This is a genomic window from Aestuariimicrobium sp. Y1814, assembly GCF_050113895.1.
Classification (GTDB): Bacteria; Actinomycetota; Actinomycetes; order Propionibacteriales; family Propionibacteriaceae; genus Aestuariimicrobium.
This window is the reverse complement of record NZ_JBNJRW010000004.1, coordinates 94,355-112,848: the sequence shown is the minus strand read 5'-3', so window position 1 is coordinate 112,848 and position 18,494 is coordinate 94,355. Positions and strand designations below refer to the sequence as shown.

General features: G+C 68.7%; 15 protein-coding genes. 10 read left to right on the top strand and 5 right to left on the bottom strand.

Annotated elements, in window-relative coordinates; genetic code table 11:
• Positions 1 to 174: 174 nt before the first annotated feature.
• From ACQE3C_RS06340 to ACQE3C_RS06315, 6 genes are read left to right on the top strand one after another with little or no spacing between them, the layout of a single operon-like run.
• Positions 175 to 1,710: an ABC transporter substrate-binding protein gene (locus ACQE3C_RS06340; RefSeq protein WP_434538338.1), complete on the top strand. Its 1,536-nt coding sequence runs from the start codon at positions 175 to 177 to the stop codon at positions 1,708 to 1,710.
• A gap of 13 nt (positions 1,711 to 1,723) precedes the next feature.
• The gene (locus ACQE3C_RS06335; protein ID WP_434538337.1) at positions 1,724 to 2,659 is read left to right on the top strand and encodes an ABC transporter permease; all 936 of its coding nucleotides are present in this window, start codon (positions 1,724 to 1,726) and stop codon (positions 2,657 to 2,659) included.
• Between the two features lie 10 nt (positions 2,660 to 2,669).
• On the top strand, positions 2,670 to 3,575 hold the full coding sequence (locus ACQE3C_RS06330; protein ID WP_434538336.1) for an ABC transporter permease: 906 nt from the start codon (positions 2,670 to 2,672) through the stop codon (positions 3,573 to 3,575).
• A complete protein-coding gene (locus ACQE3C_RS06325; protein WP_434538335.1) occupies positions 3,572 to 4,552 on the top strand; it encodes an ABC transporter ATP-binding protein in 981 nt (326 codons plus the stop codon). The genes ACQE3C_RS06330 and ACQE3C_RS06325 overlap by 4 nt, the downstream gene beginning before the upstream one ends.
• Entirely contained in the window at positions 4,549 to 5,604 is a 1,056-nt protein-coding gene (locus tag ACQE3C_RS06320; protein WP_434538334.1) for an ABC transporter ATP-binding protein, read from the top strand. Before ACQE3C_RS06325 ends, ACQE3C_RS06320 begins: the two co-directional genes overlap by 4 nt.
• Positions 5,605 to 5,613: 9 nt before the next feature.
• Entirely contained in the window at positions 5,614 to 6,621 is a 1,008-nt protein-coding gene (locus ACQE3C_RS06315) for an asparaginase (RefSeq protein WP_434538333.1), read from the top strand.
• Positions 6,622 to 6,765: 144 nt separating this feature from the next.
• On the opposite strand, the gene ACQE3C_RS06310 is transcribed toward ACQE3C_RS06315, so the two are convergent.
• From ACQE3C_RS06310 to typA, 4 genes are all read right to left on the bottom strand, one after another.
• Positions 6,766 to 7,701, bottom strand: a complete 936-nt coding sequence (locus tag ACQE3C_RS06310) for a hypothetical protein (protein ID WP_434538332.1) — start codon at positions 7,699 to 7,701, stop codon at positions 6,766 to 6,768.
• 172 nt (positions 7,702 to 7,873) lie between these two features.
• Entirely contained in the window at positions 7,874 to 8,449 is a 576-nt protein-coding gene (locus tag ACQE3C_RS06305) for an HdeD family acid-resistance protein (protein WP_434538331.1), read from the bottom strand.
• A gap of 132 nt (positions 8,450 to 8,581) precedes the next feature.
• Positions 8,582 to 9,367, bottom strand: a complete 786-nt coding sequence (locus tag ACQE3C_RS06300) for a L,D-transpeptidase family protein (RefSeq protein WP_434538330.1) — start codon at positions 9,365 to 9,367, stop codon at positions 8,582 to 8,584.
• A gap of 227 nt (positions 9,368 to 9,594) precedes the next feature.
• Positions 9,595 to 11,454 carry a translational GTPase TypA gene (gene typA, locus ACQE3C_RS06295; RefSeq protein WP_434538329.1) on the bottom strand — a complete coding sequence of 620 codons (1,860 nt, stop codon included), beginning with the start codon at positions 11,452 to 11,454 and terminating at the stop codon, positions 9,595 to 9,597.
• Positions 11,455 to 11,680: 226 nt separating this feature from the next.
• Here typA and ACQE3C_RS06290 point away from each other — a divergent pair, with 226 nt between their 5' ends.
• From ACQE3C_RS06290 to ACQE3C_RS06275, 4 genes are all read left to right on the top strand, one after another.
• Positions 11,681 to 14,947 (top strand): acyltransferase family protein, encoded by a 3,267-nt coding sequence (locus ACQE3C_RS06290; RefSeq protein ID WP_434538328.1) that lies wholly within the window; start codon positions 11,681 to 11,683, stop codon positions 14,945 to 14,947.
• Positions 14,948 to 15,064: 117 nt separating this feature from the next.
• On the top strand, positions 15,065 to 15,517 hold the full coding sequence (locus ACQE3C_RS06285; RefSeq protein ID WP_434538327.1) for a DUF3151 domain-containing protein: 453 nt from the start codon (positions 15,065 to 15,067) through the stop codon (positions 15,515 to 15,517).
• A gap of 187 nt (positions 15,518 to 15,704) precedes the next feature.
• Entirely contained in the window at positions 15,705 to 16,991 is a 1,287-nt protein-coding gene (locus ACQE3C_RS06280) for an adenylosuccinate synthase (RefSeq protein ID WP_434538326.1), read from the top strand.
• The gene (locus ACQE3C_RS06275) at positions 16,991 to 17,692 is read left to right on the top strand and encodes a DUF6498-containing protein (RefSeq protein WP_434538325.1); all 702 of its coding nucleotides are present in this window, start codon (positions 16,991 to 16,993) and stop codon (positions 17,690 to 17,692) included. The genes ACQE3C_RS06280 and ACQE3C_RS06275 overlap by 1 nt, the downstream gene beginning before the upstream one ends.
• 25 nt (positions 17,693 to 17,717) lie before the next feature.
• Here the strand turns inward: ACQE3C_RS06275 and ACQE3C_RS06270 are convergent, their stop codons facing one another.
• Positions 17,718 to 18,491, bottom strand: coding sequence for an inositol monophosphatase family protein (locus tag ACQE3C_RS06270; RefSeq protein ID WP_434538324.1), 774 nt, complete (start codon positions 18,489 to 18,491; stop codon positions 17,718 to 17,720).
• Positions 18,492 to 18,494: the final 3 nt, after the last annotated feature.

Here is an 18,494-nt window from a genome sequence, read left to right as displayed (position 1 = left end):
GGTCTCCCAGTCTGTGGCACCCGGTCGGACGATGCGGTATCGGGACGCGGTTATTTCGATCGTGTTACTCCCGTCGAAATCTCTTCCGTTCCCGCTGACTCATCACTAGGGTGCCTAAAATGAAGGTTCCTGCAGCATAGTGAAGGCTGGAGCCATAAGGAAAGGTCATCATCCATGATCAAGAACTCTCGCAGGACCTTCCTGCTGGGCTCACTGAGCGCCGTGGCGCTGGCTGCTGCCGGATGCAGCACCGGTGAGGGCGTGGACATCAACAACACCGCCGGCGGCGCTGCCGGCGCCCTGGTGGCTGCGATCAGCGGTGAGCCGGACAAGCTGGACCCGAACTCGACCACCTCGTACAACGCCTTCCAGGTGCTCGAGAACGTCTTCGACACCCTGGTCGAACCGGACGACTCGCTGGTCATGCAGCCGGCCCTGGCCGAGAGCTGGGAGACCAGTGACGACCAGCTGACCTGGACCTTCACCCTGCGCGAGGGAGTGAAGTGGCATGACGGTGCCGACTTCAGCTCGCAGGACGTGCTGTACACCTACCGCCGCATCATCGACGAGGAACTGTCGAGCTCGTGGCGCTTCTCGGCCATCGAGGACATCCAGGCCCCCGACGCCACCACCGTGGTCATCACCGTGAAGTCCCCCTCGCCGAACCTGCTGGCCAACCTGGGCGGCTTCAAGGGTGTCGCCATCGTCCAGCAGGCCAACGTCGAGGGCGGTGGCATCACCACCAGGCCGATCGGCACCGGCCCGTTCAAGGTCGACTCCTACACCCAGGGCGACACCATCAAGCTGTCGGCCAATGCCGACTACTGGGGTGGGGCCCCCAAGCTCAGCGGAATCACCTTCCGGTTCATCAGCGAGCCCAGCACCGCGCTGGCCGCCTTGCGGGCCGGTGAGATCCAGTGGACCGACGTCGTCCCGCCGCAGCAGGTCGAGACCCTCGGCAACGACTCGGCGCTGTCCCTGGGGAAGGTCGGTTCGAACGACTACTGGTACCTGGCCGCGAACCAGGCCCGCGACACCTGGAAGGACGTCCGGGTGCGCCAGGCCATCGCCTACGCCATCGACCGCGAGGCCATCATCCAGGCCACCCAGTACGGCAATGCGACGCTGAACCAGCTCGCGATCCCGGCCAGCAGCGACTACTACGTCGAGTATTCGCCGTTCACCAAGGATGTCGAGCGCGCCAAGTCACTGATGTCCGAGGCAGGGGTCAGCTCGGCCAACATGACCTTCCTGGCCACCAGCGACTACCCCGAGACGGTCACCGTGGCCCAGCTGCTGGCCGACCAGCTCGGCGAGATCGGCATCACCGTCACCGTCAACACCGTCGACTTCGCCACCTGGCTCGACGAGCAGGGCAAGGGCAACTTCGACCTGCTGATGATGGGCTGGCTGGGCAACATCGACCCGGACGACTTCTACTACAGCCAGCACGTCACCGACGGTGGCAACAACTACCAGAAGTACTCCAACACCCGCGTCGACGAACTGCTCAACCAGGGCCGTACCGAGACCGAACAGGGTGCCCGCAAGGGCATCTACGAAGAGGCGGCCAAGATCATCGCCGACGAGTGCAGCTACATCTACCTGTACAACCCCGATGTGGTCCAGGTGCACAGCCCCAAGCTGACCGGTTACACCGTGCGCGGCGACCGGGCGATCCGCTTCCGTGCAGCCGAGCTGACCAGCTGAACGGGTTGAGCACATGTTCGTGCTGAAGCGGCTGGGGCACGCCCTGATCGTGATGCTGGGCGTCAGCATCGTGGTCTTCGCGCTCGTCCACCTGGTGCCCGGCGACCCGGTGCGGCTCGCCCTGGGGACCCGGTTCGACCAGGCCACCTACGATGCGCTGCGCGCTGCCTCGGGGCTCGACAAACCCCTCGTCGAGCAGTACTTCAGCTACCTCGGCAATGCCCTGACCGGAAACCTCGGCGTGAGTTTCCGGTCAGGGGCGCCGGTCACCGACCTGCTGCTGCAGCGGTTGCCGGCCACCCTGTCGCTGGCCTTCGTGGCGCTGCTGATCGCCCTGCTGATCGCCTTCCCGCTGGGGACGCTGGCGGCCCTGGGCCGCGGCAAGCCGATCGACGTGGTGGTGCGCTTCCTCAGCCAGCTGGGTGTCTCGGTGCCCGACTTCTGGCTCGGCATCATGCTGATCCTGCTGTTCAGCACGACGCTGGGCTGGTTGCCCTCCAGCGGGTACGTGCCGTTCACCGAAGACCCCGGGGCATGGCTGCGCAGCATCCTGCTGCCGGCCTTCACCGTCGGCACCAGCACCGGCGCCATCATGACCCGCTACGTGCGCTCCTCGGTGCTGGAAACCCTGGGCGCCGACCATGTCCGCACTGCGCGCAGCAAGGGGCTGCGCGAACGTACGGTGCTGGTCTCCCACGTGCTGCGCAACGCCCTCGTCCCGGTGATCACCGTCGGTGGCACCCAGTTGGCCGGCCTGCTCGGCGGGGTCGTGGTCGTCGAGGTGGTCTTCGCCTGGCCGGGCCTGGGTCGACTGGTCTTCGACTCGGTCTCGGCACGTGATTACCCCGTCATCCAGGGGGCGGTGCTGTTGATCGCGGTGCTGTTCCTGGTCATCAACTTCCTGGTCGACGTGCTGTACTCACGCGTCGACCCCCGGATCAAGCTGTGAGGGGGCGGGCATGACTGTCATCGACCCGCGGCTGACCGCCGCCGAACCGGAACCGGCGACTCCCGGCATGCTGCGCCGGGCCGTGCGCCAGATGCTGAGAAACCCGGTGGTGATCGCCTGCCTGGTGGTGCTGCTCGCCGTGGTGGTCTGCGCCCTGTTCGGCCAGTGGATCGCCCCGCACGGGGCCAACGACACCAACGTGCCGGCAGCATTCACCCCACCCGGGGCCGAGTACCTGTTCGGCACCGACGACCTCGGGCGTGACGTGTTCAGCCGGGTGGTGCTCTCGGCCGGTGCCACCCTGCGGGTCAGCCTGTTCGCGGTGGGCATCGCCATGGTCATCGGGGTGCCGCTCGGGCTGGTCTCGGGCTTCTTCCGCGGTTGGCTGGACGCGGTCATCATGCGCCTGGTCGACACCATGTTCGCCTTCCCGGTGATGCTGCTGGCGATCGCCATCGTCGCCGTGCTCGGGCCGGGCCTGAACACCGCCATCATCGCCATCGGCGTCGTCTACACCCCGATCTTCGCCCGCGTCACCCGTGGCAGTGTCCTGCAGGTGCGCGAGGAACCCTACATCCGCGCGCAGCGTGCCCTCGGCGCCGGGAACACCAGGATCATGGTGCGCCACGTGCTGCCGAACGTGAGCGCGCCGATCATCGTCCAGACCTCGTTGTCGTTCGCGTTCGCGATCCTGTCCGAGGCGGCGCTCAGCTTCCTGGGCCTGGGCGTGCAGCCGCCGGAACCCAGCTGGGGGCGGATGCTCTTCGAGGCCAAGGAGTTCATGCACCTGGGCTGGTGGATGGGCCTGTTCCCCGGCCTGGCCATCTTCGTCACGGTGCTGGCGTTCAACCTGCTGGGTGACTCGCTGCGCGACGTGCTCGACCCGAAGACCATCACCCGGGAGGACGCGTCATGAGCGCCGTGTTCAGCGTCGAGGACCTCACCCTGCGGATTGGGTCGGCGCAGATCCTGTCGGGGGTGTCGTGGTCGGTCGAACGCGGCCAGACCCTGGGCATCGTCGGTGAGTCCGGTTCGGGCAAGTCGATGTCGGTGCTGGCCGCCACCGGGCTGGTGCCCCGGCCGCCGGCCGTCATCGGCGGGCGAGCGCTGCTCGGCGACGCCGACGGCAAGCAGGTCGACCTGCTCAGCCTCAACAACCGGCAGCTGGAATCGGTGCGTGGCAAGCGGATCGGGTTCGTCTTCCAGGACCCGTCGAGTTCGCTGAACCCGCTGATGAGCATTGAGAAGCAGTTGCTCGAGTCGCTGCAGGCCCACCTGAAGCTGACCCGTGAGCAGGCCCGGCGCCGCTGCCTGGAACTGCTGGAACTGGTCGGCATCCCCGACCCGGAACGCCGGTTGAAGGCCTACCCCCACGAACTGTCCGGCGGCATGAGGCAGCGGGTGATGATCGCCATCGCGCTCGCCTGCGACCCCGAGGTGCTGATCGCCGACGAGCCGACCACCGCGCTGGACGTCACCATCCAGGCCCAGATCATCTCGGTGGTCAAGGACCTGCAGGAACGCCTGGGCACCGCCGTGGTCTGGATCAGCCACGACCTGGGTGTCATCGGTGGGCTCGCCGACGACGTGGTGGTCTGCTACGGCGGCCAGGTCGTCGAACAGGCCCCCGTCGAGGTGCTCTACGCGGAACGTTCGCACCCCTACACGCAGGGGCTGTTCGCGGCTCGTCCGACCCTGGGCCAGACCGAGGGCGAACTGAGCACCATCCCCGGCTCGCCACCCGACCCGCGGTCGCTGCCGAAGGGCTGCGTGTTCTGGGACCGCTGCCAGGTGCGCTCCGACCCCCGGTGTGAGGACGAGCGCCCCGAACTGGTCCAGATCGGTGAGGCGCACTGGGTGCGTTCCTTCTGTGCTGAGGCAGGTGCATCGTGACTGAACCCGTGACCATTCGTCCGGCGCTGCCCACGGGCGAGCCACTGCTGCAGGTGAACAACCTGCAGGTCCACTTCCCGATCAGCCTGGGCGACCTGTCCCTGCGCAGCCTGCTGAAACGCGACCGCGGACCCCGCCCGGTCGTCCATGCCGTCGAGGACGTCAGCTTCGAGATCAGGCAGGGCGAGACGCTGGGGCTGGTCGGTGAGTCGGGGTCGGGCAAGTCGACCATCGGCAATGCCATCATGCGGCTGGTCGAACCCACCGGCGGCACCATCATGCTGGACGGGCTCGACGTGACCGCTGCCCGCGGTGCGCAGTTGAAGGCGGTGCGTCGGCGGGTGTCAATGGTCTTCCAGGACCCGTTGGCCTCGCTCGACCCGCGGCGCAGCATCCGTGATGCACTGGTCGACCCGCTCGAGGTCCACGGCCTGCACCAGGGCAACCGGTCGGCGCGGATCGCCGAACTGATGGACCTGGTGGGCCTGCCGCAACGCTTCCTGGGCCGCTACCCGCACCAGCTCTCGGGTGGGCAGCGGCAGCGCGTCTGCATCGCCCGGGCGCTGGCGGTCGAGCCGAAACTGATCATCCTGGACGAGGCCACTGCGTCGCTCGACGTCAGCGTGCAGGCCCAGGTGATGAACCTGCTCAAGCGTCTGCAGGACGAACTGGGCCTGAGCTACATGTTCATCGCCCATGACCTGGCCGCGGTGGAGTACATGAGCCACCAGGTACTGGTGCTCTACCTCGGACGAGCGATGGAGCGCGCCCCGCGGGAGGCGATCTACGGCGCGACTGCGCACCCGTACACGACGGCGCTGATGTCGGCCATCCCGAAGCTCGACCCGGTCGAGGAGAAGAACCGTGACCGGATCGTGCTGCGCGGTGATGTGCCCTCACCGGTGAACCCGCCCACAGGCTGCGTCTTCCGGACCCGCTGCCCGGTGGTGATGGACGAGTGCGCCGAGCAGGTGCCCCCGATGGTGCCGGTCGATGACGAGCACCAGGCGGCCTGCCTGCGGGTGCAGGCGGGAGTCGGCCTGAGCACGTAGGCTCCCCCTGTGCCTGAACCGCTGCCGATGAGCCCTGACAACCCGATCCTGGTCGAGGTGGTGCGGGAAGACCTGGTCGAGTGCGTCCACCGGGCCGCCGTGGTGGTCACCGGGCCGGACGGGCAGGTGGTGGCGAGCCTCGGCGAGGTGACTCGTCCGATGTATGCGCGCTCGTCGCTGAAGCCCGTGCAGGCGCTGGCGATGCTGCGCGCGGGGCTGGACCTTGACGGGAAGCTGTTGGCGCTGGCGGCCGCCTCGCATTCGGGGCAGGACTACCACCTGGCCGGGGTGCGCGAGATCCTCGGGGGAGTGGGGCTGGGGGTCGAGGCCCTGCAGAACACGCCCGACCTGCCGCTGCACGCCGGGTCGCGGGCGGACTGGGTGCGGTCGGGGCGCGATGCCGAGTCACTGACCCAGAACTGTTCGGGCAAGCACGCGGCGATGCTGCGCACCTGCGTGCTGGCGGGGTGGGACCCGTCGAGCTACCTGGCGGTGGACCACCCGCTGCAGCAGGCGGTCGCCGAGGCGGTCGACGAGTACTGCGGCAGCCACCGGCCGTTCACGGTCGATGGCTGTGGGGCACCGCTGTTCGCCACCAGTTTGGCGGGCCTGGCGAGGGCCTTTGGACGAGTGGCTGGTGCGGCTGACGGGCCCGAGCGCCGGGTGGCCGAGGCGTTCCGGCGGCACCCGGAGTACGCCTCGGGTGAGGGCCGCTACGACCTGGCCCTGCACCGGGCGGTGCCCGGCATGGTGGCCAAGGCCGGGGCCGAGGCCTGCGTGGGGATCGGCCTGGCCGACGGACGCGGGCTCGCCATCAAGGTGGATGACGGCGGGGATCGGGCGGTGCTGCCCTTGGCGGCGACGGTGCTGCAGGCGATGACCTCCGGGGCCGGTGGTGACGTTGCGGCCCTGGAGGCATTGAGGACCGCCCCGGTGCTCGGCCATGGCCGCCCGGTCGGCGAGGTCCGGGTGGTCGGCGACGCACTCGCGGCCCTGCTGGCCCAGGTGGCCGCCTGACCCCTCTACTTGCCCCTGAACGGTGCACTTGCCACCGTTCCGGAACGGTGGCAAGTGCACCGTAGTAGGGCAACTAGGAGGATTCAGGCCCGAGGGTGGCGCTCAGGCCCGGGGATGAGCCGGGGTAAGCACACGGGCAGGCCCTCAGCGCTCAACACCGGGCAGTGGACGACCAACTCGGCTCGCGGCGACCTTCATCGCGGCCTCGATCCGGGCACGAAGGGCAGCCGGACGACGCACCTCCTCCTTGCCCCACCGCGCGAAGACCCACCCCACGGCTTCCATGCGCTCCTGGCGCCTCTTCTCGCACCGCATCACCTGGACCGGGGTCTCGCCGGGTCGGGCGAGGCTGTCGTACTTGTCCTGGCCGTCGTACTCACCGAGCACCCCGAGCTCGGGCCAGGCGAAGTCAGTGGTCCCGAGCCAGGAGCCGTCCTGGTCGACCACCGAGTACTGCTGCACTGGTGTCGGCAGGCGCAACTCCCGAATCCTGATCAGGCTGCGGGTTTCCATCGGGCTCTGCGACCGGGACGAGGCGCTGGCCAGCGCGATGCGTGCCCGCTGGACCCCGCGTCGTCCGCTCAACAGCTCGATCGCCTCGCCGGTCTCGGCATCGAACCGGTCCAGGAGCTTGGCCTCGCGGGCTCGCCAGCGGGCTGCCTCCCAGGCCACCAGCCCGGGTTCAAGCCCCCTCGTCCGAGTGATGTCGACCACGGTGCGCGCGACAGTGGTGAGCCGCGCACCGTTCACCTCGGTGATGTGGGCAGCGGGCAATGGCGCGCTGGTCACCCGCTTCACCCCGCGCGTTCGCGATCGTCCGGCGCCGTGCATGATGACCTGCACGAGCTCGGGCAGCTGGCTGATGGGCAACCCGTGGACGAGGGCGGCCGACTCCAGGGCCAGCACCTGGTCGGGGCACGACAGGGCCCGCTGGAGGTGCAGGGCCTGCTCGTCCGGCACCGAGCACAGGTAGTGGCCCCGCAGGACTCGGGTCAGTTCGCCGGCGGAAACCCGGCGGGCGATCTCGCGGTTGCCCAGCCCCTGCAGGCGCAGCTGGGCCGTGGGAATCAGGTCGTCCATCGCCCCAGTGAAGCCGCGGGACCGCGCGTTCACCAGCAGTCCGGACGATCTGTGGACAACTCTGCCGCGATCGCGCTACTTGCCCTAGAACGGTGCACTTGCCCCTGTTTGGGAACAGGGGCAAGTGCACCGTTCAGGGGCAAACAGAGGGGAACTCAGGGGATGGGAGCCCTCAGACCACTTCGCCCTTGATGACCAGGTTGCCGTCGGGCACCAGGTCTTCGGGGTGCCTGCGCAGGGCCAGGCCGAGCAGCACCAGCACGATGCCCCAGAGCACCACGGTGATGCCGAGCACCACCACGATCGCCTTGGCGGCGGTGGTCGGGTTGAGGAAGAACACCACGCCGAGCACGATGTCGAGCAGTGCGCCCAGCAGCAACCACCAGCGGGTGCCCCCGCGGGCCAGCACGAGGGCCAGCGCCGCGCCCGCCAGACCACGCACCACCAGCCAGATGCCCACCAGGGTCACCAGCACGGCGACCGTCAGCCCGGGCCGGAAGATCGCCAGGGCGCCTGCGACCACGGCGAGCAGCCCCAGCACGACCAGCACTCCACGCCCGAGGCCGGACAGCCCCGGCGAGAACGCCGAGGCGAACCAGCCGAGGCCGTCTAGCACCACGAAAATGCCCCACAGCAGGACGAAGACCAGCGCCGATGTCGGCCAGATGATCAGGATGAGCCCGAAGACGATGCCGATGACGCCACGGATGATGCTGAGCTTCCAGCCTGCCTGCGCGATCTCGTTCATGGGCTCATCCTCGCACCCTCAAGCGGCGCGGGAGCTGCGGTGCAAGGGCAGTTGCGGCACAAGGGCAGCCCCGGCAAAGAACCCGGCCCGCCCCGCGCAGTGGCGGGACGGGCCGGGTTCGAAGCAGCGGCCTCAGGCCTGGACGATGGCCAGGGTGCCCACCGGGACGCGGTTGAAGATGTACTCCGCGCCGGCGTAGTCACGCAGGTTGATGCAGCCGTGGCTGCCGCCGCGGGCGTTGTTCCAGCCGACCCGGGCGAAGTCTGCCGAGTAGTGGAAGGCCTGGCCGCCGGAGAAGTACATCGAGAAGGGCATCGGGACCATGTTGTACAGGTAGCTGACCTCGTCACGCACCTTGCGGGTGATCCGCCAGTTGGCGTTGCGGGTCGGGGTGCTGGGGGCGCCGAAGCGGGCGTCGAACTCCTTGACGACCTTGCCGTTCTCGAGGTACCAGACCTTCCGGCGGGACTGGTCGGCGCACAGCACCTTCGCCTCGTCATCGCACTTGGAGTTGAGCTGGTACTTGACGACGTCCGAGACCGGGGTGGGGGTCGGCGTCGGGATCGGCTTGGCGACCTGGCGCTTGACGTTCTTCGTCGGCAGGTTCGCGGTCTCGGCGGCGCGGTAGGCGGCCAGCAGCTGCTGCTGGGTGATGCCGTCGACGATGCCGGTCTCGGCGAGGCCCTTCTGCTTCTGGAAGGTCTTCACCGCCGCGGTGGTGGTGGCGTCGTAGGTGCCGGTGCGCTCGTTGAGGCGCAGCAGGCCGATGCGGAACAGCATCGCCTGGATCTGGTTGACCTCTTCGCCGGTGTCACCGGGCTGGGCCTGGACCGTGATGAACTCGGGGACGACGATCTCGGCCTGGGCGTCAGTGACGACGAACAGCGAGCTGGCGGCCAGCGCGATGGCCGCAGCCACTGCCGCGATTCGACGTCCCGGACCGGTTGCTGGACTGCGCATGACGAAAACCCTTCACTCACCTTGAGGCGTACGCCTCATCCTCAACTACTCGAGGCGTACGCCTCATCCTCACCTACATACGCGCCGGTCACCCAATCGGTTGCCCGCTGCCGCAAGAAATTTCAGTTGAATGTCACCCACGGGGGACTGCCCCGGGAGCCCAGATCATACCCCAGTGGGGTGACTCAGCCCTGCTTGGCCCTGTTGCGCAGCTTGGCCCGGTCGTTGGCGTTGAGGGCCACCTTGCGGATGCGCACGTCGGTCGGGGTGACCTCCAAGCACTCGTCCCCGGCGCAGTACTCCAGCGCCTGCTCCATGTTCAGCAGCTTCGGCGGGATCAGCCGCTCGAGCTCGTCGCCGGTCGAGGAGCGCACGTTGGTGAGCTTCTTCTCCTTGGTGGGGTTGACGTCCATGTCGTCGGCACGGGCGTTCTCACCCACCACCATGCCCTCGTAGACGGCCGCACCCGGGCCCACGAACAGGGTGCCGCGCTCCTGCAGGTTGAACAGTGCGTACGAGGTGACCACACCGGTTCGGTCGGCCACCAGCGACCCGGTGCCGCGGGTGCGGATCTCACCGACCCACGGTTCGTAGGAGTCGAAGACGTGGTGCATCATGCCGGTGCCACGGGTCTCGGTCAGGAACTCGTTGCGGAAGCCGATCATGCCGCGGGCGGGCACGACATACTCCAGGCGCACCCAGCCGGTGCCGTGGTTGACCATCTGCTCCAGGCGTCCGCGGCGCAGGCCCATCAGCTGGGTGACCACACCCAGGTAGTCCTCGGGGACGTCGACGGTGAGCTTTTCGAACGGCTCGTGCAGCTTGCCGTCGATCATCCGGGTGACCACCTGCGGCTTGCCGACGGTCAGTTCGAACGACTCGCGCCGCATCATCTCGACCAGGATCGCCAGCTGCAGTTCGCCTCGTCCCTGCACTTCCCAGGTGTCGGGACGATCGGTCGGGTTCACCCGGATCGAGACGTTGCCGACCAGTTCCTGCTCGAGGCGGGCCTTCACCAGGCGGGCGGTGAGGTTCTTGCCCGACTTGCCGGCCAGGGGGGAGGTGTTGATGCCGATCGTCATCGAGATCGACGGCTCGTCGACATGGATCAGCGGCAGCGGCTTGGGGTTGTTCGGGTCCGACAGGGTCTCACCGATGGTGATGTCGGCGATGCCGGCGATCGCGACGATGTCGCCGGGCCCGGCCTTGTCGGCCTGCTTGCGCTCGAGCGCATCGGTCATCAGCAGTTCGGACAGCTTCACATTGGTCACGGTGCCGTCGGCCTTGCACCAGGCGACGGTCTGCCCGCGGACGATCTCGCCCTCGATGATGCGGCACAGTGCCAGCCGGCCCAGGTAGGGCGAGGAGTCGAGGTTGGTGACGTGGGCCTGCAGCGGCGCGCCCTCGGTGTAGCTGGGCGCCGGGATGGTCTCCATGATGGTCTCGAACAGCGGCTCGAGGTTGGTCTCGGCGGGCATGGCGCCGTTCTCGGGCTGGGTGCGCGAGGCTCGTCCGGCCTTCGCCGAGGCGAAGACGACCGGGAAGTCGAGCACGGCGGCGTTGTCCTCGTCGACCAGATCCATGAACAGTTCGTAGGTCTCGTCGATGACCTCGGTGATCCGGGCATCGGGACGGTCGACCTTGTTGACCACCACGATGATCGGCAGCTTCTTCTCCAGCGCCTTGCGCAGCACGAACCGGGTCTGCGGCAGCGGCCCCTCGGAAGCGTCCACCAGCAGCACCACGCCGTCGACCATCTCGAGCCCGCGCTCGACCTCACCGCCGAAGTCGGCGTGGCCGGGGGTGTCGATGATGTTGATGGTGACCTCTTCGCCGTTGATCACGTGCTTGACGGCGGTGTTCTTCGCGAGGATGGTGATGCCCTTCTCGCGTTCGAGGTCCATCGAGTCCATCACTCGGTTGTCGATGTCGGCACCCTCGCGGAAGGCCCCGGACTGCCACAGCATGGCGTCCACCATGGTGGTCTTGCCGTGGTCGACGTGGGCCACGATGGCGACATTGCGCAGGTCATTGCGTACTGGCATGGGTGTGTGGGCTTTCGCGTGGGGAGGCCAGCGCAGGGACGTCAACTGGCAGGTGGCCCCTGACCTCAGGCGCGCGGAGGGCAACGTCGGGTGAGTCCTGGACGTGGTGAGTCTAATGCGCTGCGCCCGGGTGCTCACAATTGGCGGCGTGCTCCGGTGCTGCTTGTAGACTCAGCAAGTCTGCAGATTGGCCGCTCGGCCGGCATGTGAAAGGGGTCGCTGTCCGATGTCATCCCAGAGCCCGCGCGACGGCTTGGGTGACGGTGAAAACATGTCGGACGACGACCAGCCGACCCTGGCGAACCTTCGAGCCGTGGGCCGGCGCGCCGCGCGCCGCGCCGTGGCGGACGACCCCGCAGGGACGGACGACGACACCCAGCCCGCGCGGGCAAGCCGCCGCGCGCGAGTTGAAGAGCCCGAACTCGACAGCCCCGAACCCGACAGCCCGGGGGAGCCGGACAGCCCTGAGGAACCCGACAACCCTGGGGAACCCGACAACCCTGTGCCGCAGGCTCGACCGAGGGGGCGCGCGGGACGACGGGGCTTTGCCTCCGCCGAGGACGTCGAGGACCAGCCGGACTCCCCACCACGGCGCGGAAGACGCGGGCTGGTGGTGCCCGAGGACGCCGACTCCCCGGAGTCCGCGCCCCGCCGCGGCGGACCGTCGCGCATCGAGGAGGGCTGGACCCCGCCGGTGCGGGTCTGGGCCATGCGCGGCCTGGCCGCGCGGGGAATGGTGGGCGCCCCCACTGATGCCGAATCGGACGAGGAGAACGCGCCCAGGCGCTTCCGCACCGCCCGTGGCATCGAGAGCCCCGAGGACGCCGACGACGAGCTGAACGCCCCTCGTCCGCGCCGATTCCTGCCGTCGCTGGAGCGGATGGGGGAGTCAGGCAGCGGGCAGGCCGGTGCCCACCTGGCCGACCAGGCCCCGGAGCCCGAGCCGGAGCCGGAACCCGAGCCTGAGCCGGAACCGGAACCCGCGCCGGAACCAGAGCCCGCGCCGGAACCGGAACCCGAGCCCGAACCGGAACCCGAGCCCGAACCGGAACCCGCGCCGGAACCCGACCCCGAACCCGAACCCGGCCCGGAACCCGAACCGGAACCTGACCCCGAACCGGAACCAGAACCCGAACCGGAGTCGCCCCCGTCCCCGGGTGGGGCGTGGGTCCCGGTCACCGAGACGCCCGTCCCGCCACCTCCGCCCGGCGACCTCGCCCGGCACCGGCAGGCCCGGCTCGCCTCCCCTGGCAGCGCGGAATCGGCGTCCCTGCGGCGGGGCCTGGTCGAGGACCGTCCCGAACCCTGGGGCCTGCGCCTCAAGCGGGTGCTCGGCCCGGGCCCGAAGTACTCCCGCCTGCGCGGCGACATCGAGGGCCTGCGTGCCATCGCGGTGCTGTGGGTGCTGCTGTACCACCTGGGGGTGCCGGGCTTCCGCGGCGGCTTCAGCGGCGTCGACGTGTTCTTCGTCATCTCCGGCTTCCTGATCACCTCCCAACTGGTCGGCCAGGTCCGGCGCGGGGAACGGCCCAAGCTGTTGACCTTCTATGCCAACCGGGTGCGAAGACTCGTCCCGGCCGCCACCCTGGTGCTGGTGTTCACCGCGGTGGTCGGCTGGATGGTCATGCCACAGTCGCAATGGCGCGAACTCGGCCTCGACGTGCTCGCCTCGGCGTTCTACGTCGTCAACTGGACCCTCGCGGCCAGGTCAGTCGACTACCTGGCCGAGGACTCCGGTGCCTCAGCCGTGCAGCACTACTGGTCACTGGCCGTCGAGGAGCAGTTCTACCTGGTCTGGCCCCTGCTGGTGATCGGCTGCTTCCTGCTCGCCAAGTTGCTGCGCACCCGGGCCGTGTGGCTGCTCACCGCCGCCCTGGTGGCGATCGTCGGTGGCTCCTTCGCCTGGTCGGTGCACTACACCGCCACCCACCCGGCCGAGGCCTACTTCGTCTCGACCACCCGCTTCTGGGAGATCGGGGCAGGGGCGCTGATCGCGATCGCCGCCCCCTGGCTGCAACAGCGCCTGTGGGACGAGCGTGGCCGCAGGTTCCTGGCCGGCCTGGCCCTGGCAGGGGTCGCGCTGGTGGTGGCGGCCGGGTTCGTCATCTCCACCGAGATGCCCTGGCCCGGGTCCATGGCACTGCTGCCGGTCATCGGCACCATGCTCGTGATCACCGCCGGCGTCGCCGATGGCGACAACATCGTCGGACGAGCCCTGGGGGCTGCCCCCATGCGTTTCCTGGGGGCGATCTCGTACTCCTTGTACCTGTGGCACTGGCCGCTGATCATCTTCGCCGGCGCCCTGTGGACCAGCCCGGCCAATCCCGAGCTCGGCTGGGGCCACAAGTTCGGTGTCGCCGTGGTGGCGATCCTGCTGGCGTGGCTGACCGGCAAGGTGCTGGAAACCCCGATCCGCTTCGGCAACATCCGGTCCTGGCAGGGCCGACTCGCGCTGCGCAACGCCCTGGTGGCGATGCTGGTGCCCGGCATCCTGGGCGCCATGGTCTGGGGGCGGGCACCCCAGTTCCAGGGCACCGTGGTGTCACCACCGCCCACGGTCAGCCTCACCCCCGTGCCCTCGACGGCGGCGAGCACCCCGGCCGCCCCCTCGCTGGGCCCGGTCACCGGTGACTACATCGGGGCGCTGGCCCTGGTCGCGGACGCCGGCGCGACCGGTGTGCCCGAACTGAGGACGCACCTGGCTCCCGCGCTGGCCCAGACCCAGCCGGTGCAACCGGCCCCCGCGGTGGCCGACCAGGACCTGCCACCCGGCTACCTGAACGGCTGCCAGCGCGAGCGCAACACCTCCACCGTGGTCGGGGCCGACGAGTGCCTCTCGGGTGACCCGAACGGCACCCTGCGGGTGGCGCTGGTGGGTGACTCCAAGATCGACCAGTGGCAGCCGGCCTTCGACGTCATTGGCCAACGCCACGGCTGGCGCGTGCAGAACCTGTCGAAGTCGGGCTGCGCCTTCACCTCCCGCGACCAGTACGTGCAGTGCAACCAGTACAACGCCAGCCTGCTGAAGGCGCTGTTGGGGGTGCCTCCCGACCTGGTGATCACCAGCTCACTGATGTTCGTCGAGGACTCCGCGCCGGGGCTGGCTGACTACTTGACGCAGCTGCAGGCCCGTGGCAGCAAGGTGTTGATCATCGCCGACACCCCTGCCCCGCCGAACGAGACCTCGGTCTACACCTGCGCCGAGCAGGTCAGCGACCTGACCGAGTGCGAGTTCCCCACCAACCAGGGCACCGGCACCGCGCAACTGACCCAGGCCTACCAACGCCTGACCAATGCCGAGATGATCAACCTCAACGACTGGATCTGCCCCCCGGGCCGCGCCACCTGCCCGGTGGTGATCGGCAACGTCTTCGTCTACCGCCAGACCAGCCACCTGAGCAACACCTACGTCCAGACGATGATCCCGCTGCTGGAACGCAAACTGGTCGACGTCGGCCTGCTCACCGCACCCACGATGCCGCTGCAACCCTGAGCGCGACCCCGCCGCCGCCCGCGCCCTCGTCCACTCTCACCATCGTCCGCTGTGGACCGGTGAGCCGCGCCGCGGGGGCTGCCCGCCCACGATCGGCCCCATGGATAGAGTGAGGCCATGGCCGGACCTGAGACCCACCCGAACCTGATGGCGGCAGCCAGCGGCGCCCCGACCCGACTGCCGGACGACCCGGCGGTGGACGCCCTCATCGACCGCGGGCGCGACGCCTTCTACGAGGTGCTGCGCGAGAACCCCGCGTCGTCGCTGTGCTGGGCGATCCTGGCCGAAGGGTCGCTGATGACCCACTCGGAAGCCGCCGACATCGCCGCCTACGCCTACGCCCGCACCGGCTACCACCGTGGCCTCGACGCACTGCGCCGCAGCGGGTGGAAGGGTGCCGGGCCCATCCCCTACGACCACGAACCCAACCAGGGGTTCCTGCGCTGCCTGTGGGCATTGACCATCGCCGCCGAGCGGATCGGCGACAACGACGAGGCCGAACGCTGCGCCCAGTTCCTGCGTGACTCCACCGAGGAGGGCTACCAGGAACTCAGCCAGCAGGAGTTCTGAGCCGGCAGGAGTCCCGCGCCGGCAGGAGTCCCGGGCCAGCAGGGTTCTTGGCCCCACCTCACCCTCGCGTCCGGGGGAACGCCCGCGGCCGGGTCACAGTTCGCTCTCACCCACCGTCATTGGTCGAGTCGCGTCCTCGCACGGATCTAGAGTGAAGCGGTACGTCACCTAGCGAAAGGACGCCGCGATGCCCGGAATTGTCGTGGTCGGAGCCCAATGGGGCGACGAGGGCAAGGGAAAGGCCACCGACAACCTCGGTGACCGCGTCGACTACTGCGTCCGGTTCTCCGGCGGCAACAACGCGGGCCACACCATCAAGGTCGGCGGCGACACGTTCATCCTGCACCTGCTGCCCTCGGGCATCCTGAACCCCGGCACCACGACGGTGCTCGGCAACGGCGTGGTCATCGACCTCGACGTGTTCAAGCAGGAACTCGACGCGCTGGCCGCGCGCGGGGTCGAGGTTCCGCACCCGCTGGTCTCGGCCAATGCCCACATCATCACGCCGTACCACACCACCCTGGACAAGGTCACCGAGCGCTTCCTCGGCAAGCGCAAGATCGGCACCACCGGCCGCGGCGTCGGCCCGGCCTACGCCGACAAGGTCAACCGGGTCGGCATCCGCGTGCAGGACCTGTTCGACGAGTCGATCCTGCGCCAGAAGGTCGAGGCCAGCCTCGACAACAAGAACCAGGTGCTGGTCAAGCTGTACAACCGGCGCGAGATCGACCCCATCCAGGTGACCGAGCGGCTGCTCAGCCACGCCGAGGGCCTGCGCCCCCACGTGGTCGACAGTGCACGGGTGCTGAACGAGGCATTGGACCAGGGCAAGGTCGTGCTGTTCGAGGGTGCCCAGGCCAGCCACCTCGACGTCGACCACGGCACCTACCCCTACGTCACCTCGTCCAGCCCGACCGCGGCCGGCGCCTGCACCGGCACCGGTGTCGGCCCGACCCGCATCGACCGCGTGGTCGGCATCGCCAAGGCCTACACCACCCGCGTGGGGGAGGGGCCCTTCCCGACCGAACTGTTCGACGAGGACGGCGAAACCCTGCGCGAGAAGGGCGGCGAGTACGGCGCCACCACCGGCCGCAAGCGCCGCTGTGGCTGGTTCGACTCGGTGCTGGTCGAGCATGCCGTGATGGTGAACTCGTTCACCGACGTCTTCCTGACCAAGCTCGACATCCTCTCGGGGTGGAAGAAGATCCCCGTCTGCGTCGCCTATGACGTCAACGGGGTGCGCCACGACACCATGCCGATGAGCCAGTCGGAACTGCACCACGCCGTGCCGATCTACGAGTTCCTCGATGGCTGGGACGAGGACATTTCCGACGTCCGCAGCTTCGATGACCTGCCGGCCAACTGCCAGGCCTACGTCCGCTTCCTCGAGCAGAAGATCAACTGCCGCATCTCGGGCATCGGTGTCGGACCGGGCCGCGACCAGTCGATCGTGATCAACGACCTGCTGGGCTGATGCTGCTGGCCCTCGGCAGGTTCCTGGGGCTGCAGGCGCTCGCCCAACTGGCGGGGCGCCTGCCGCTGCGCTTTGGCTGGGCACTCAGCCTGCTGGTGATGGTGGTGGTCAACGCCGGGCCGGTGCTGACGCTGCTGTTCGGCTCGTGGGGTGTGAGTGACCTGGTCATGTTCTACGCCATCGAGAACGTGCTGATCATCGTGACGACGGTGGTGCGGCTGCTGACCTACCACAGCCCCAGCCCGATCACCATGTTCATCACGAAGCCGCCCACGTGGTTGACCGGCTCGGAGCTGTTCGCCTTCGTGTTCGCCATGATCGCCGGCATCTTCACGCTGGTCGGGACGATCCTGGCGATCGTGTTCGCGGCCAGCGTGGGGCTGCACGGCTCGGCGGCCAGCTGGGTGCTGAACCTCGTGCTCCTGCTCACCGGGTACGTGGTGGCCCTGGTGGTGTTCTGGTTCGCCCAGGGCGGCCGGTGGTCGGTGACCAACGCGGCCTACCTGGCCTTCCCGCCCGTACCGCGGGTGCTGGGCTTGCACCTGCTGGTGGTCTTCACGTTCCTGCAGCGCTTCGAAGTCGGCCAGGTACCGCAGATCGTGTGGGTGATCGTGGTGCTCAAGACCGTCTGGGACCTCGGCTTCATGGTCGTCGACCTCGTGCTGAGGCTGCGTGCGCCCGCGCATACGCTGGGAGCATGACGAGGTCGAAGAAGTCGAAGAAGCCTCAGGACTGACTCGCGGCCTGCAGCCGGGCCAGCAGCGCCTGGTGGATTTCGGGGGTGGCCGCGCCGATCGAGTGACCGTTGTAGATGCTGCGCTCACCGGCCAGGTCGGTGAACACGGCCCCGGCCTCCTCCAGGATCACCGGCATCGGGGCGATGTCGAACGGTGAGACCTCGAAGTCGACCATGGCCTCGGCGTGCCCCTGGGCGACCAGCAGGTAGCCGAAGGCATCCCCCCAGGTGCGCACCACGGTGCCGCCGGACTGCAGCTGGTCGATCAGCGGCAGCGGCCACTGCTCCAGCCAGCTGGCCATCACGTAGGCGCCGTCGAGATCGGTCTTCTTCGACGCGCTGACCCGTCGTCCGGCCTGGTCGAAGCAGCCCTTGCCGCGCTGGGCGTAGACCAGCTGCCCGGTCGCGGGGCAGGAAATCGCCCCGAACTGCACGCCCTCAGCGGTCTCGTAGGCCAGCAGGGTGGTCCACAGCGGGGTGCCGTGGATGAACGACTTGGTGCCGTCGATCGGGTCGGCGATCCAGCGCCCACCCGAGGTGCCGGGGGTCTCGGGGAACTCCTCGCCGAGGAACCCGTCCTCGGGGAACAGGGCACCGAGTTCGGCGCGCAGGAAGCTCTCCAGGTCGCGGTCGGCAGCGGTCACCGGCGACCCGTCACCCTTGTGCTCGACGTCGAGCGAGGCCTTCTGGAACCAGTCCAGGCCGCGTTCGGCAGCCGCGCGCAGCACCGTCAGGGCAGATTCATAGCGTTCGTCAACAGACATGTT